A 14,877-nucleotide genomic window follows, 5' to 3' on the forward strand; every position below is an offset into this window, starting at 1 on the left:
ACGGGCGGGCGAACGCGCGACAGTGCCCTCGCCCGCCCGTTACCGTCCGTTGAGGCGGGCCCACAGGTCCATCGAGTCGAGCGGTTCCGCAGGAGAATCCCGTGCACCTCCCCGCGCCGGAACCCGGGTCACCACGGGCCAGCGGTCCACCGGTGCGCGACCCGGAGGGCCCTCGCCGGGTCACGCTCCTCGAACTCTTCTTCGACCTGGTGTACGTGGTCGCGCTCGCGCTCATCTCGCGGGGAATGGTCGACCAACTCGACTGGCACCGCGCCGCCGAGGCACTGATCATGCTGGCCGCCGTCTGGTGGACCTGGGCGATCACCACGCTCGTCACCGACATGTACAACCCCGAACGCACCGAGATCAAGCTGCTGATCAGCGCCGTGATGTTCGGCGCGCTGCTGATGACCACGGCGATCCCGGAGGCGTTCAACGATCGAGGGATCGTCTTCGCCGGCACGTACGTGGCGATCCACCTGGGGCGTGGCCTGTTCCTGATGCCAGCGGTACGCCGCGAACCACAGACCCAACGGCGGGCGACCCGCATCTTCCTGTGGTTCGCGGTGTCGGCGATCCCGTGGCTCATCGGCGCGTTCGTCAGCGGGGACGCCCGGATCGCGTGCTGGGCCACCGCGCTCGCCATCGACTACCTCGGCTTCCGGCTCGCGTACCCGGTGCCGGGGCTGGGAGTGGTCCCGGAGCAGCAACGCAACGTCACCGCGGAACATCTCTCCGAGCGCTACCAGCAGTTCTTCATCATCGCGCTCGGCGACGCCATCCTGACCATCGGCACCATGTTCAGCATGGAGCACAACGAGGCCGAGAACATCGGCGCGTTCGCCGTGGCGTTCCTGACCACGCTGCTGCTCTGGCGGATCTACGTGCACAAGTCCGGCGAACTGCTGCCGACCGCCATCCAGACGGCCCGCTCCCCCAGCAGGTTCCTGTTCAGCGCGCCGTACACCCATCTGTTGATGATTTCCGGCGTGGTCACCACGGCATCCGGCTTCCACCTGGTGCTGCACGAGCCGACCGGGCGGACCCCGCCGGCCTGGCTGGCGGTGATCCTCGGCGGCCCGGCGCTCTTCCTGGTCGGCCGGGCCTCCTTCGAGTACGAGGTGTTCAGTCGGGTGTCCTGGTCCCGACCCGGTGGGGTGCTGGCGCTGCTGACCATCGCGCCCGCCCTGCTGTACCTGCCGCCGGTGTTCGCCTCGCTCGGCGGGCTGCTGGTGCTGGTCGGCGTGGCGTACGCCGACTTCCGGCGCAGCCACGGCAAGCCACCGGAGGCCCCGTCACCGCCGCACTGAAGCCGGCCGGGCCGCGGGCATCACCGGCAACGGCTCACACCAGCGCCCCGGCGTACCCCCGGACCCGCAGCCGTTGCCGGGCGGTGTCCGCCAGGCGCACCTGCAGGCCCAGCGGCGCGGCGGCGCGGCGGACGTCGTCCAGGTGCAGCGACCCGTGCCGGTCCACCGTGAGCACCGGCGGTTCTTCGAGGTCACCCTCCGGTGCGTGGAACGAGAGCAGGGTGACCGAGGTGGTGAGGTAACCCGGGTACGCGGCACGGGCGGCGGCCTCGTCCCGGTGCACGAGCACCACCAGATCGTCGAGGTGGGCGAAGTCGGCAGCCAGGGCGCCCGCCTTCCAGTGCGCCGGTTCCTCCGTCGCGCCGGTCAGATGCCGCGACCGGTTCGCCGAGGTGATGTAGAGGTGATCGGTTCCGGTCTCGGCGAGCGCCCGCTCGAAGAGGGCGTTGGACGGGCAGGTCAGCCCCGGTGCGATCACCTGGGTGGTCCGCATCCCCTGGTCGACCTGGGTGAGGTGGTCGGGGAGCCGGTCGGCGGCCGGCCCGCGGAAGCCGAACGGTCCGGCCCCGTAGAGGGCGTCCATCAGCGCGCGCACCCGACCGACCGGCAGCCGGGGCGAAATCCGCGTCCAGTCGAACATCCCCGGGATCCGGCCGATGGCTGTGGTGATGCTGCCGACCTGGTGGGCCGGTCGTCCCTTGGCCAGGTTGACCCGGCGCACCGTGGCCGCGTCCGGACGGGTGACGATGACGTAGAAGTTGGCGAACGCCGCCGCGACGATCGCGCCGCCAGCGAGCGCGCGTGCCGCGACCGCGACGTCCTCGGGGCGGTCGATGTACAGGGGCGGTGTCGGGGCGTCCATGAGTCCTCCTCGGCGGGGCCGTGAGGCAGTTCTACGTCCACTCGGCCCGATCACGGCGAGGTCGGTCGTCGATCCGATAGCCGACAGGCGCTTCCGGTGCGGGCGGCGGATGCCCGGGCGGTACGCATCGGCGGACGGCATCGGCCGGACGGAGGATCCGCCGCAGGGGCCTTAGCACGCAACAGTTAGCGGCGCGACCCGATTGGGTACAACCGCTGCACCTCAGATCCACCACATACCTCAGGAGGCAGCGATGCGCGGCACCTCGATTCTCGGAGTCATCGTCGTGATCTGGTTGGTGATCGGCGCCATCGCCGCTGGCCAGCGCGGCTACTACAGCGGCGACGACACCAACTGCGCCGAGGCCGGCACCATCCTGGTCACGATCGTGGCCGGGCCGCTGAACTACATCGGCGCCAACCCGAAGGTCGACTGCAAGCTGCCCGAGCCTTCCAAGTAGGACAGACGCCCGTCAGCCCGTGCCCCCGGTCCTGGGGGCACGGGCTGACGGGTTTCGGGGCGGGGCCGTCCACGCGGGCGGCCGGGTGCGGTGTGTCGTGGCGCGGGCCCGTCACACCCCGTAGGGCATCCTAGGAGGCTGGTTCGCAGGTGTCGTCGGCGTTTGCCGGTGCCCCGTCCGGGAACGGAGCCCTGCCAGCCGGACGGACATCGGGAGCGCGCATGCAGATCGGCTACAAGTTGGCGTCGGAGGGGTACGGCCCGCAGGAGATCATCCGACAGGCCGTCCTGGCCGAGCGGGCCGGCTTCGACTTCGTCGAGATGAGCGACCACTTCCACCCCTGGCTGGACGCGCAGGGGCACTCGTCCTTCACCTGGAGCGTGCTCGGCGCCATCGCGGCCAAGACCAGCACCCTGCGTCTGGCCACCGGTGTCACCTGCCCGACCGTCCGCTACCACCCGGCGATCATCGCCCAGGCCGCGGCGACCATGGCACTGATCTCCGACGGCCGGTTCACCCTCGGCGTGGGCGCCGGCGAGCGGCTCAACGAGCACGTGGTCGGGCAGGGCTTCCCCAGCGTGCGGGGCCGACACGAGCGCCTCCGCGAGGCGCTGGAGATCATCCGGCTGCTCTGGCAGGGCGGCTACCAGTCGTACGAGGGACGGCACCTGCACCTGGAGGACGCGCGGGTCTTCGACCTGCCGGACACCCTGCCCGTGATCGCGGTGGCGGCCAGCGGTGAGGCGTCGGCGCGGCTCGCCGCCGAGTTGGGCGACGGCCTGTTCGCCACCGAAGCGGACGCGTCGATCGTCGAGCACTACCGACGCGCGCAGGGTGCCGGCCCTCGCTACGCCGAAGTGCCCCTGGCCTGGGCCGCCGACGAGCGGCAGGCGGTGCAGGCGGTGTTGCAGACGAGCCGGTGGATGGTGACCGGCTGGAAGGTGATGAGCGAGCTGCCGAACCCGGTCAACTTCGACGCGGCGAGCGCGTACGTCGAGGAGAAGCACATCCGGCAGCTCTTCGCCGTCGGTCCGGACCCGGAACCGCACGTCGCCAAGGTCCGGTCGTACGTCGACGCCGGCTTCGACCACATCGTGCTGCAGAACGCCGGCCCCGACCCGGACGGCTTCCTCGACTTCTTCGCCGGCGATCTCGCCGGCCGGCTACGCGCGATGGGGTGACCGCCGACGGGCGGCGGGGGGTGACGCCGACGGGCGGCGGGGGGTGACGCCGACGGGCGGCGATCGACCAGGGCGGGCACGGACGAGCCGCCCCGACCGAAAGTCGGGGCGGCTCGTCCGCGTTCTCGGGATGAGGTACGCGAGGCGACGCTCAGCGGAAGCAGTGCGCGATCGGCACCTGGCTGCCCTCGCAGTTGGTCGGCTCGTTCTCGACGACCACGCTCTCATCGTCGATCTTGACCTGGGCGTGCATGCCGAAGACGCCACCGGGCTTCAGCGTCGACGCGTTGTGGGTGACCTTGCTGGTGTAGATCGCCACCGAGCCCGCGCTGGCGTAGATGCCGCCACCCTGGGACGCCGCGCCGACCGCCTCGTTGCGGATCACGTCGCTGCCGCGCACCAGCAGGTTCGCCTTCTCGGCGTAGATGCCGGCCCCCAGGCCGTGGGTGGTGTTGCCCTCGACCACGCTGTCGTCGAGGGGCGTCAGGCCCTTCACCGTCGAGATGCCACCGCCGTTGACGGTGGACGTGTTGCCACGGATGGTCATCGTGCGCATCACCAGCACCGCGTCGGAGTTGGCGGCGCCGCCGCCGACCTGCGCGGTGTTGTTCAGCAGCTCGGTGTCGGAGACCTTCGTGCGGGCCGAGAAGCTCGCCAGCCCGCCCCCCTGGGTGGCGCTGTTCTGGGTGAAGGAGACGCTCTCCACGTCGGCGGCACCCCGGTAGTTGCCGAGCCCACCGCCGTAGCCGTTGGCGCTGTTGCGGTGGAACTCGGAGCGCTTCAGCGTCAGGACACCACCGTTGAGCAGGCCCCCGCCCTTGCCCGCGGCGCCCGAGGCGCTGTTGCCGACGAACGTGGAGTCGGTGACCACCATGTTGCCGTCGTTGAAGATGCCGCCACCACCGCCCTCGGGCGACAGCGAGGTGCTCTGCGAGACGGTGACCCGTTCCACCACGGCGGTGGCGCCGTGCACCACGTGCACACTGCCGCCCTCGATGGCCGAACGGCCGTTGTGCAGTTCCATGTCCCGCAGGGTCAGCTCGCCGCCGTCGCGGACGGTGAAGAAGCGGAACGGGGCGGCCTGGGCGTCGCGGGCGATGGTGGCGCCGGCGCCGTCGATCGTGATGGCCTGGTAGATCACCGGCAGTCCGGCGGTGTCGTCGGCCGGGTTGTGCGGCGGCGCCTCGGCGTCACCGGGGGTCTCCGCCGCGTCGGCCGCCTCCCGGGCGTCCCGGATCCCGCCGTCGTACTGGTCGGTCTCGTGGAACGCCTCGGTGAGGGTGTAGCGGCACTTGGGCGCGAGCCGGAGTTCGCCGCCGCCCTCGGCGTTGGCCGTCACCAGCGCCGCGACCAGCTTCGCGGCGTCGCAGGGCACCGACACGACGCCCCGCTTGCCGGTGCCCGGGGTGCTAGGACGGTCCCGTTCCGGGCCGTCCTGGTCCTGCTGCGCCGCTCGCCGGTCGCCGTCGCGGCGGTCGTCGTCAGCCGCCGGGGTCAGTCGGGCCAGACCTGGGAGGGTGAGGGCGCGGTCGGCGGCGGTAGCCGCTCCGGCCACGCCCACGACCAGGCTCCCCGCCAGTAAACCGCCGGCTAAGAACCATCGGGACCGCCGTCTGGGTCGTCTCGCGCGGTCATCCTCTCGGTACGTGGACATCAACGGTGCCTACCTTCCTGCCTACCTGACGTGACCGCGCCGATCCGGGCGCGGAGGGCTCGACATGCTCGCCGACCACCAAACGTCACGATAGGTCCGCAATACGGACAGGAAGGTGTGAACGTGAATAGTGCCCTCTTTCATCTTCAATACCGGCAGACCGGCATCGACGTCACCCGCCGACGTGGATGCCGGGCCGGCGCAGCGGGTCCCGTTCGGTCCGGCGGATGATCTCCCGCACCACCGGCGGGGTGTCCCCCCGACCCAGGATGAGGTAGCGCGCCAGGTGCGCGATGGGGCTCCCCTCCGACCACTCGAAGTGCGCGTGCGGCCGGACCCCGGTGGCGTCCCGCAGGGCCAGCAGGATCGCGGCGATCGCGTTGGGCGCGGCCGGACTGTTGGCCCGCAACACCCGGAAGCCGCCCACCTCGATCCCGTGGACGCGCAGCACCTGACTGAAGTCCGACGGATCCACCACATCGATCTCCAGGAACAGCACGTCGGCGGCGCCGGGCACCGGATTCATCCCGCGCTGCGCCCGCTCCTTGATCGTGTACTCCTTCACCGAACCCTTCTGCCGCTTGTTCGCGATCAGGTGCAGCTGCCCGTCGTGCGCCAGCGACTCGGTGATGAACCGACGGGCCGGCTCGTCGAACTCGATCCGCTCGGCCCGCAGCTCGGTGGTGCGGGTGACCCGGGAGACCAACGAGACCGCGATGATGCCGAGGATGAACAGCGCGGAGATCGTGATCCCGTCCGGCTGTTCGATGACGTTCTCCAGCAGCGCGTACAGCAGGACCAGGGTCAGCACGGTGAAGCCGATGGCCGAGGCGCGCCGGTGCCGACGGGCCGCGGAGATCGTCACCGCCACCGACCCGGAGACCATCATCGCCAGGATCCCGGTGGCGTACGCGCCGGCCTGGGCGTTGACGTCGGCGCGGAAGGCGATCGTGAGGGCGACGCTGACGACGGTGTAGACGATCACCACGGGACGCACCGCCCGCGCCCACTCCGGAGCCATCCCGTACGACGGCAGGTAGCGCGGCACAATGTTGATCAAGCCGGCCATCGCCGAGGCGCCGGCGAACCAGAGGATGAGCACACTGCTCACGTCGTAGACACTGCCGAACACCTCACCCAGGTAGGTGTGCGCCAGGAAGGCCAGCGCCCGCCCGTTCGCGGCGCCGCCCGGTGCGAACTCCTCCTCGGGGATGAGCGCCGTGGTCACGAAGGTCGTCGAGATCAGGTACACCGACATGATCAACGCGGCGGTGGTGAGCAGTCGGCGCGTGTTGCGGATCCGCGCGGCGAGCCGGGCCTGCTGGTCCGGACCATCCGCCGCGACCAGGGGCATCATGCTGACCCCGGTCTCGAAACCGGAGAGCCCCAGCACCAGCAGCGGGAACGCCAGCACCGCGGTGAGCAGCACGCCCCCCGGTCCCCCGCCGGTCGCGGTGATCGCGGCCGTCCAGTCCGACACGATGCCCGGGTCGGCGGCGATCCGGGCCACCGCGACCACGACGATGACCGCGTTGAGCACCAGGAAGACCGCGACCAGCGGGATGGCCACCACCACCGCCTCGCGGAATCCGAGCAGGAACACCCCGCCGAGGATCAGCAGCAGCACCACGGTGACCACGACCGGCACGAGGGCCCCGTGCATGGTGTCCGGCAGGTACGGGTTCTCCAACAGGTGCACGGTGGCGTCGGCCGAGGAGAGGGTGATCGTGATGATCCAGGAGGTGGCCACGAAGCCGAGCAGCACCAGGACGAAGATCTTGCCCCGCCAGAACGGCAACAACCGCTCCAGCATCGCCACCGAACCCTGACCGTGCGGGCTCTCCTGGGCCACCCGCCGGTACATCGGCAGCATGCCGAACAGGGTGAGCACGACGATCAACAGGGTCGCCAACGGGGAGAGCGCACCGGCCGCCACCGCCGCGATGCCCGGCAGGTACGACAACGTGGAGAAGTAGTCCACGCCGGTCAGGCACATCACCTGCCACCAGGCGTGCCGACGGCTCTGCCCCTCGGTCGCCTCGGGGCCGGGCGGCTGCACCTGGTGCTGGAAGAGCCACCGGCGCAACGGGCTGGTCGGCGACAGCGAGCGGGCCGGGGTGGCCACGCGTTCGGGCACCACCACACCCTGCCGGCCGCCCCGGTGCGGGCGGGCCGGATCACGGGCCGCCCGCAGTGCCGGGTCCGGCCCGGTCGGCGCATGGCGGCGTCCGTTCCAGCGTCGTGGTTTAGCCCGGTGCTCGTCACCCATCGCCAGTCCCACCCTCACAGGTCCTGATCCGACGGTAGGCGCTGCCCCGGCGCCCGGTCGGCGGAACCGGCCACCTGTTCGGCCTGCTCAGGGCAGGTCCGCGACGGCGAGCAGCCGGGCCAGCGCGGGTGGGTCGGTGACGGTCACCGTGACCGCCGGGTGCCGCAGCCGCCCGCCGGGCAGCAACGCCGGCACCGGTACGCCGAAGCGCACACAGACCCCGCCGGCCGTACTGCTGCCGAAGGTCGCACCGCCATCGGCCAGCGACAGGTGCGGACCGATCGCCCGCCACCAGCGGTACGGCCCGCTCAGCTCGACGGCGACGACGTTGTCCCGGGCGGTTCGCAGCCGCCACGGCCCGTACCGGATCATCAGGTCCCGTTCGCTGACGGCGACCCAGGCCGTCGCCGGACGGACCCCCAGCAGGGCCAACATCGGCCGGAACGCCGCATCGAAGCGGAACGGAAATCGCGTCGCGACGCCGGTCATCGGGCGCCGGGCCGCGCGGTGGGTCGCGACACCGGGCCACCCGGCCGCAGCGGGCCGGGCCGCGCGGGCCGAGGGCGGGCGGCGGGCCGACGCCGGGCCAGGACGGTCATGGCGCGGGCGTACCCGATCCGGGCCCGTCGACACCCCCGGATCCGCACGGCGTCGACGCGCCCCCACCCGGCGTTCCCCCACCGCCGGCCGACACCCCCCGGGCCGGCCGACGGTGGCAGACGGTCGACACCCCCCGAGCCGACCGGCTGTCCCCTCCCGTGACCGACCCGACCTCGGATGGCCACGCGGGGTGGAACTGGTGGGACGCGCTCCCGCGCTCCGCCGCCCCCCACGGGGCGGAGCGCGGGAGCCCCCCGTCCCGGCTACTGCAGGAACGCCCCGAGGGGCGAGAGCAGCAACCGGCCGAGCGCCGCGGCGTTGTCGTCCAACCGCGTGCGCTCACACTCGCGGGCCTGCGGGTCGTGCCGGCACCGCCAGATCTTCTGCGCGTTGCGCCAGGCGACATCGCGCGTGTACTCGACCAGTTCCCCCTGGTACCAGTCGTCGATGTCACCGTTGAGCATGTCGATGAGCAGCTGCCACCGCTCCAGGTAGCCACGGCGCAGGCCGGGGATCTTGTCCGCGAAGATGTTGTTGATCTCGAGGTAGTCGTGGTGCTGGTCGCTGCCGTCGACCGGCTCCGACTCCAGGTGGTCGAACGTGGTCACCAGGGCGAACGGCAGGTCGAAGTTGATGTGCGCGTTCACTCCGGCCGCCGCCGAGGGCAGCGGGCGGGCGTCCGGCCCTCGCATCCGCTCGAACAGGCACGACCACGCCTTCGGGGTGCCGGGGCTGGAGTCGGTCCACAGCCGCATCGCGTCGAAGTAGCGGGCGGCGAACTCGACGTCGAGCCGGGACAGGAAGACCGGGTCGATGAAGCGGTCGTCGTACAGCCCGTCCAACACGCTGCTGGTGATCGTCAGGTAGAGCTTGTTGAAGTCGGCGAGGGGGCAACTGGCCTCCAACGGCGGCAACCGGACCAGCATGTCCTGCAGCTTGGTCAGATGATCGACCACGGCCGGCACGTCCGCGGGGTGGTCGGCGAGCAGGTCGACGATGTCCCGGTGCACGGGCCCCCAGACCGGTTCGATCATTTCTCCTCCATGGTGGTCGGCGGCATCCCCCGTGCCGTCGTCGACGCGGCTCAGCCTCTCAGCCGACACCGGCCCGCCGGATCAGTAGAACGACGTATCCCGGCGCGCACACGCGCGCCGGGATACGTCGTAGTGGTCAGTCAGCCCCGTTGGTTGCGCAGCTGGATCGCGCTGGCCTGCACCCGGGTCCGGACCTGGAGCTTGTCGAAGATGTGCGACACGTGCACGCCGATGGTCCGCTCGCTGATGAACAGCCGCTGCCCGATCTCCTTGTTGGTCAACCCCTCCGCGACCAGGGCGAGCACCTCCCGCTCCCGTGCGGTGAGCGCCGTCAACTCGTCGTCGGACGCCTCCGCCGGTGCGCTGCGCGTACCGGTGCCGGTGTCGCGCTCGTCCAGCGACACCCGGGCCCGCCCGGCCAACTCGCGGATCTCCGAGGTCAACGGCACCGCACCCAACCCCTGCGCCACCCGGTACGCCTCCCGCAGGAGCTTGCCGGCGGTGGCCAGTCGACTGCGGCGGGCCAGCAGCGCCTCGGCCTGCCGCAGCCGTGAGTACGCCGCCGGATAGGGGTGATTGCGTCGATCCCACTCGGCGGCCGACACCGCCCACAGCTCCGGGTCGCTGCCGTCGAGGCGGCTCACCTCGGCGGCGCACAACGCCAGGAAGCCCTCCACCACCGAGCGCACCGGCCGGGCGGCGCCGGCGCTCTTGCGGGCCATCCGGTCGGCCACGTCACGCAGCCGGCGCACCGCCGTCGGGTCCACCTCCACGGTGCGGCTGGCATGTGCCTCCGCCTCGGCGCGCAGGCCGTGCCAGACCAACGCGGAGAGGATCATCACGTCGTCGGAGCGGCTCTCGGTGAGGCCGCGCTGCACGGCCTGCCGCGCCACGTCGTGCCGGCCCTCCCACATGGCCAGCCCGGAGCGCAGGGTGAGCAGCGGAATGACGTGCCGCGCCCCGCCGCCGGCGAGCAGGGTCGCCACCGCGTCGAGGTCCCGACCGGCGGCCTCGATGTCGCCGTAGCCCACCGAGAGCCGGCACCGGGCCAGCAGCAGCTCCACAGCGTCCGCACCGGACGGTCGGTGTCGCAGCGCTACGGCCACCACCTTCTCCGCCTCGGCCCACTGGCCCACCCGGAACAGCCCGTTGATGGCGATGGCCAGCAGCCGGGTGCCCCAGGTGCGGCCCAGCCCCAGCTCGGCCACCCGTTCGGCACCCCGCCGGGCCACCACCACACCCTCTTCGAGGATGTTCAGCGGCCCGGTCAACAGCTCCGCCAGGTGCAGGTACGCGCAGGCCACATCCTCCGGCTGACCGGCACGCTCGGCGGTGTCGAGGGCGTCACGCATGACCGCCAGGCCGGCGTCCGGGTCTTCCAGGAAGGCGTCGCTGAAGCCCAGCGCCGAACTGGCCAGCACCACCTCGGTGGTCGAGCCCGGCACGTTCTCGGCCAACGCCAGCGCCTCGCGGGCCCGCTCGCCGGCGTCGGCGTACCGACCCAGGTGCAGCAGCAGCTCGGCCAGCCGGGCGGCGGCGGTGGCCCGGTCCCGGGGGGAGCAGTCTGCGGCCTTCAGCGCCCGCTGGTACTCCTCCTCGGCCAACGCGGAGCGACCGGCGGCGGCCAGGTAACGGGCACGGCGGATGTGCAGCGCGCAGCTCGGCTCGCCACCGCGCAGCGCGACCAGCTCCTCCAGCAGCGCCAACGCGCGGGCGTGCTCCCCACAGTGGTGGGCCGCCTCTGCGGCGTTCTCCAGCAACTCGACCCGGTCCACCGTCGACGGGCCCGGCTCGGCGGCCAACTGCAACGCCGCGGACCAGTGCCGGTGCGCCTCGGCGTAACCATGGAGCCGTTCGGCCTCCTGCGCGGCGGCCACCGCCGCCGGCAGGGCGCGTGCCGGTTCGCCGGCCAGCCGCCAGTGGTGCGCCAGCCGGGCCTGGTGCAGCTCGCCCGGCGCCGTGGTCAGCGCCTCGGCGTAGCGGCGGTGCAGCCCGGAACGTTCGGCTGGCAGCAGCTCGTGGGCCAACACCTCGGCGACGAGGCGGTGCCGCAGCCGGTAGCCGTCGTCGGCGCCGACCAGCAGCCGGTGCGCGACAGCCGCGCGAGCCGCGGCGATCAGCTCGTCCTCCGGCATCCGCAGCACCTCGGCCAACAGCCAGTGCTGCACCGGCTCGACACCGGCGGCCACCGCGTGCACCACGGCGTGCGCGTGCTGGGGCAGCGCGTCGACGCGGTCGAGGAAGATCTCCCGCAGTGTCTCGGACAGGCCATCGCGGCCGTCGCGCAGGTCGCGGGCCAGTTCCTCGATGACGAACGGGTTGCCGCCGCTGCGCTGCCACACCTGCTCGGCCGCGTCGGCACTCAGCGTCCGGCCGACCACCGCGGCGGCGAGCGTCTCGGTGTCGGCCCGACCCAGCGGCGCCAGGTCGAGCACCCGCACCGTGCGCAGCCGACGCAACTCGGTGAGCACCCGACGCAGCGGGTGCGCGCCCTGCAACGACTCGGCCCGCACCGCGGCCAGCACCGACAGCTGGAGATCACCCAGGCCGGCGAGCAGGTAGAGCAGGAGCTGGCGGGTGCTGCGGTCGACCCACTGCAGGTCGTCCAGGATCAGCACCAGCGGCCGACCCTCGGCGATCAGGTGCAGACCGCGGGAGACCCGCTCCAGCAACGCGCCCGCGCCGTCCGGGCCGGCGGTCTCGTCGGCGAACATCTGCAGCAGCCCTCGCACCGCCGAGGAGGTGCGGGCGGGCGAGGCGGACACTTCGGTGTCGAACCGGCGCAGCGCCTGCAACAGCGGGTGCAGCGGTGAGGCGTCGCCGATGTCCAGGCAGCTGCCGGTGAGCACCACGGCACCCCGCTCCCGCAGGCGGTCGCCGATCTCACCCAACAGCCGGGTCTTTCCCACACCGCTCTCGCCGGTCAGGAAGACCGCCGCGGTCTGCCCGTGCGCGCCGTCACCGAGCAACGCGGACCGAACCGTCTGCACCAGCTCGGCCCGGCCCACGAGCGGTGCGGTGTCCACATCGCTGGCCATGCCACGCAGCCTAATCACAGGGCCCCACACCGTTCTACGGCTGCCTGCCGCTTGTGGTACTCCTCGCGTCGACTTTGCGACTAAAGGTTGCAGGTGGCCGACATACGTCGTTCTGCAGATCCCCCGTCGGCCCAGGAGTGCCAATCTCCGGAGGTGATCAGGCAACCGCGGGGAGAAAGGCCGGTGCGACACCCATGACCACCAGCATCATCGTCGACACGCAACGGACCGTCACCCCGCTCTGGCCGGTACCGCAGGAGAGGCGGGTCGTCACCGTCCTCTTCGCGGACATCGTCGGTTCCACGGCCCTGGTGGACCGCCTCGACCCGGAGGACGTCCGGGCGTTGCAGAAGGCCTACTTCGACACCGTCGCCGGTGTACTGCACCGCTGGCAGGGGGTGGTGGAGAAGTACATCGGCGACGCCGTGATGGCCCTCTTCGGCGCGCGGCACTCCGACGGCTTCGACGCCTACCGGGCGGTGCGCGCCGGCCTGGAGATCCAGGCCGCGCTGGACCGCCGGCCCATGGTCGGCGACATCAGGCTGCGCGTCCGCGTCGGGGTGGCCACCGGCGAGGTCGTGGTGGACCTCGGCGACGTCGTCACCGGCGGGCACGGCGTGGCCAGCGGCGCGGTGATCACCGCCGCCGCCCGCCTGCAGGAGTACGCCGCACCCGGCGGCGTCGCGCTCTGCGCGGCCACCGCCCGCGCCACCGCCGGCCTGATCACCCAGCGTCAGCTGACGCCGGTGCCGGCGGCCGGTCGGGTGCCGCCGGTGCCGCTGTGGCACGCCGTCGGCCCGGTCCGCCCCGGCGCCGACCGGCACGACGGCCCGCTGATCGGTCGACGTCGCGAACTGGCCACCATCCGCGACCAGTTGGTCGGGGCCATCCGGGACCGGGCGCCACGCTGGATCTCCCTGGTCGGCCCCACCGGCAGTGGCCGCAGCCGGCTGCTGCACGAGCTGACCCGCGGGCTGACCACGGTGGACGGAACGCCGGTCCGCTGGTGCGTGGCGGCCTGCCAGCCGTACCCCGATCAGGTGTTGGCACCGGTCGCGCACCTGCTCCGCGACCTCGCCGGGATCCGGCACAGCGACGGCCCGGCGGCGGTCCACGACCGGCTGGTCACCGCCCTGACGCCGCTGTTCCCGCCGACCAGGGTGGCCACCGCCGTCCCGGCGCTGCAGCGCATGCTGGCCACCCCGGACGACTCGGCCGCCGCCCTCGCCGGCGCGGCGATCTGCCGGGAGGTCCTGCTGCGCCTGGCCGCCCACCGGCCGCTGATCGTGGCCGTCGACGACCTGGACCGGGCCGCGCCGGCGGTCAGCCGGTTCCTGCACGCGTTGTTCCGCGCGGCGACCGAGCGCGCGCTGCCGCTGGCAGTGCTCACCGTGCACCAGCCGCAGTGGGCCGACACCCGGCCCGGTCCGGCCCGACGGGTGACGATCGGCCCGCTGGCCACTGTGCAGTCCGGGCGGCTGCTGCGCCACCTACTCACCCGGGCCGGGCAGCCGGTGGCCCTGGTCGACCGGCTGCTGCCGCTGGTGGGAGGCCGCCCCGGGCACGCGACGGCGTACGTCAGGTCGCTGGTGGACGGTGCCGATCCGGCGGCCCTTGCGCTGCCCGAGGCGGTACGCCGGGCGGTCGGCGCGGAAGTGGACCACCTCGACGGCGAGCGGCGGGCGGTGCTGATGGCCGCCGGCACCCTCGGTGGTCTCATCCGCGGCGCGGCAGTGGACCGGGCACTCGGCTGGACGCCCGGCCGGTCCGCACCCGCGCTGCGCGGTCTGGTCGCCGCCGGGCTGCTGCGTCCCCACCGCGTCGACGGGTACGCGTTCGCCGCGCCCGCGCTGCGCCAGGTCGCCGCCGAGCGGTTGCCCCGCGCCCTGCGGGCCGTCTTCGCCAGCCGAACCGCCGACACGCCGCGCCTCGACACCGGCCACGCGCACACCGGCGTACCCGCCGACCGAGCCGAGGCGGTCGGCACCGGAGTCGTCGACGCCGTGACCGCGGAGGTCGTGCGTCTCGACGCGGTCCGCTCCCGGGCCGGCCTCGACACCGCCGTGGCCACGCCGGCCCCGGTGTCGCGACCGGGTGCCACCGGCCCGGTGCGGCACCGACCCGTCCGCACCCCGACGATGGCCACCATGCCGACCGCGCCGAATCGGCGGACCCACCGTTCGCCGGGTTCCGGCCGGCTGCGGGTCGTCGGGTCGGCCGGTGACGTGCCGCCGACCCCGGCCGCCTCGACGGCCGCGTCCCGACGGAACGCGGCCGGGCACTGGCCTCCGGAGGTCGCCCGATCCCGGGCGGCGATCAGCGCGAGGCCCGCCGTGCCGGGCCCCGCCCGACGGGGTGCGCTCGTCGGTGTCGGGGAGACACCCCCGTTACGCGTCACGCCCGGTACGCCGTCGCCGCGGTGGTCGGACGCTCTGGCCGCCTGCGCCTGAGGCCGCCCACCATCCGACG

At 72.8% G+C, this 14,877-nt stretch carries 10 protein-coding genes; 4 read left to right on the forward strand and 6 right to left on the reverse strand.

Going from position 1 to position 14,877, the window contains the following annotated elements:
- The first annotated feature begins 152 nt into the window (after nucleotides 1-152).
- Nucleotides 153-1,310 carry a low temperature requirement protein A gene (locus QSK15_RS23525; RefSeq protein WP_285796315.1) on the forward strand — a complete coding sequence of 386 codons (1,158 nt, stop codon included), beginning with the start codon at nucleotides 153-155 and terminating at the stop codon, nucleotides 1,308-1,310.
- A 34-nt stretch (nucleotides 1,311-1,344) separates the two neighbouring features.
- On the opposite strand, the gene QSK15_RS23530 is transcribed toward QSK15_RS23525, so the two are convergent.
- Nucleotides 1,345-2,172, reverse strand: coding sequence for a hypothetical protein (locus tag QSK15_RS23530; RefSeq protein ID WP_285796316.1), 828 nt, complete (start codon nucleotides 2,170-2,172; stop codon nucleotides 1,345-1,347).
- A gap of 253 nt (nucleotides 2,173-2,425) precedes the next feature.
- On the opposite strand from QSK15_RS23530, the gene QSK15_RS23535 reads away from it, so the two are divergent.
- A complete protein-coding gene (locus QSK15_RS23535; protein ID WP_030327576.1) occupies nucleotides 2,426-2,632 on the forward strand; it encodes a hypothetical protein in 207 nt (68 codons plus the stop codon).
- Between the two features lie 221 nt (nucleotides 2,633-2,853).
- Entirely contained in the window at nucleotides 2,854-3,813 is a 960-nt protein-coding gene (locus QSK15_RS23540) for a TIGR03557 family F420-dependent LLM class oxidoreductase (RefSeq protein ID WP_285796317.1), read from the forward strand.
- Between the two features lie 151 nt (nucleotides 3,814-3,964).
- On the opposite strand, the gene QSK15_RS23545 is transcribed toward QSK15_RS23540, so the two are convergent.
- The 5 genes from QSK15_RS23545 to QSK15_RS23565 form a co-directional block, all read right to left on the reverse strand.
- Nucleotides 3,965-5,467, reverse strand: coding sequence for a right-handed parallel beta-helix repeat-containing protein (locus QSK15_RS23545; RefSeq protein ID WP_285796318.1), 1,503 nt, complete (start codon nucleotides 5,465-5,467; stop codon nucleotides 3,965-3,967).
- 172 nt (nucleotides 5,468-5,639) lie between these two features.
- Complete coding sequence (locus tag QSK15_RS23550) at nucleotides 5,640-7,736, reverse strand: APC family permease (RefSeq protein ID WP_285796319.1); 2,097 nt, start codon at nucleotides 7,734-7,736, stop codon at nucleotides 5,640-5,642.
- An 87-nt stretch (nucleotides 7,737-7,823) separates the two neighbouring features.
- Nucleotides 7,824-8,225 (reverse strand): hypothetical protein, encoded by a 402-nt coding sequence (locus tag QSK15_RS23555; RefSeq protein WP_285796320.1) that lies wholly within the window; start codon nucleotides 8,223-8,225, stop codon nucleotides 7,824-7,826.
- Nucleotides 8,226-8,599: 374 nt separating this feature from the next.
- Complete coding sequence (locus tag QSK15_RS23560; protein ID WP_030327568.1) at nucleotides 8,600-9,370, reverse strand: DUF5995 family protein; 771 nt, start codon at nucleotides 9,368-9,370, stop codon at nucleotides 8,600-8,602.
- A 140-nt stretch (nucleotides 9,371-9,510) separates the two neighbouring features.
- Nucleotides 9,511-12,408, reverse strand: coding sequence for a helix-turn-helix transcriptional regulator (locus tag QSK15_RS23565; protein ID WP_285796321.1), 2,898 nt, complete (start codon nucleotides 12,406-12,408; stop codon nucleotides 9,511-9,513).
- A gap of 194 nt (nucleotides 12,409-12,602) precedes the next feature.
- On the opposite strand from QSK15_RS23565, the gene QSK15_RS23570 reads away from it, so the two are divergent.
- The gene (locus tag QSK15_RS23570; protein ID WP_285796322.1) at nucleotides 12,603-14,858 is read left to right on the forward strand and encodes an AAA family ATPase; all 2,256 of its coding nucleotides are present in this window, start codon (nucleotides 12,603-12,605) and stop codon (nucleotides 14,856-14,858) included.
- Nucleotides 14,859-14,877: the final 19 nt, after the last annotated feature.

Origin of the sequence: Micromonospora sp. NBRC 107095, assembly GCF_030269705.1 — a bacterium.
Classification (GTDB): domain Bacteria; phylum Actinomycetota; class Actinomycetes; order Mycobacteriales; family Micromonosporaceae; genus Micromonospora; species Micromonospora parva.

Excerpts from the sequence above, each read along its gene's own strand:
- QSK15_RS23530 (WP_285796316.1), bottom strand. The coding sequence starts at position 2,172 with ATGGACGCCCCGACACCGCCCCTGTACATCGACCGCCCCGAGGACGTC.
- QSK15_RS23535 (WP_030327576.1), top strand. The coding sequence starts at position 2,426 with ATGCGCGGCACCTCGATTCTCGGAGTCATCGTCGTGATCTGGTTGGTG.
- QSK15_RS23540 (WP_285796317.1), top strand. The coding sequence starts at position 2,854 with ATGCAGATCGGCTACAAGTTGGCGTCGGAGGGGTACGGCCCGCAGGAG.
- QSK15_RS23545 (WP_285796318.1), bottom strand. The coding sequence starts at position 5,467 with ATGTCCACGTACCGAGAGGATGACCGCGCGAGACGACCCAGACGGCGG.
- QSK15_RS23550 (WP_285796319.1), bottom strand. The coding sequence starts at position 7,736 with ATGGGTGACGAGCACCGGGCTAAACCACGACGCTGGAACGGACGCCGC.
- QSK15_RS23555 (WP_285796320.1), bottom strand. The coding sequence starts at position 8,225 with ATGACCGGCGTCGCGACGCGATTTCCGTTCCGCTTCGATGCGGCGTTC.
- QSK15_RS23560 (WP_030327568.1), bottom strand. The coding sequence starts at position 9,370 with ATGATCGAACCGGTCTGGGGGCCCGTGCACCGGGACATCGTCGACCTG.
- QSK15_RS23565 (WP_285796321.1), bottom strand. The coding sequence starts at position 12,408 with ATGGCCAGCGATGTGGACACCGCACCGCTCGTGGGCCGGGCCGAGCTG.
- QSK15_RS23570 (WP_285796322.1), top strand. The coding sequence starts at position 12,603 with ATGACCACCAGCATCATCGTCGACACGCAACGGACCGTCACCCCGCTC.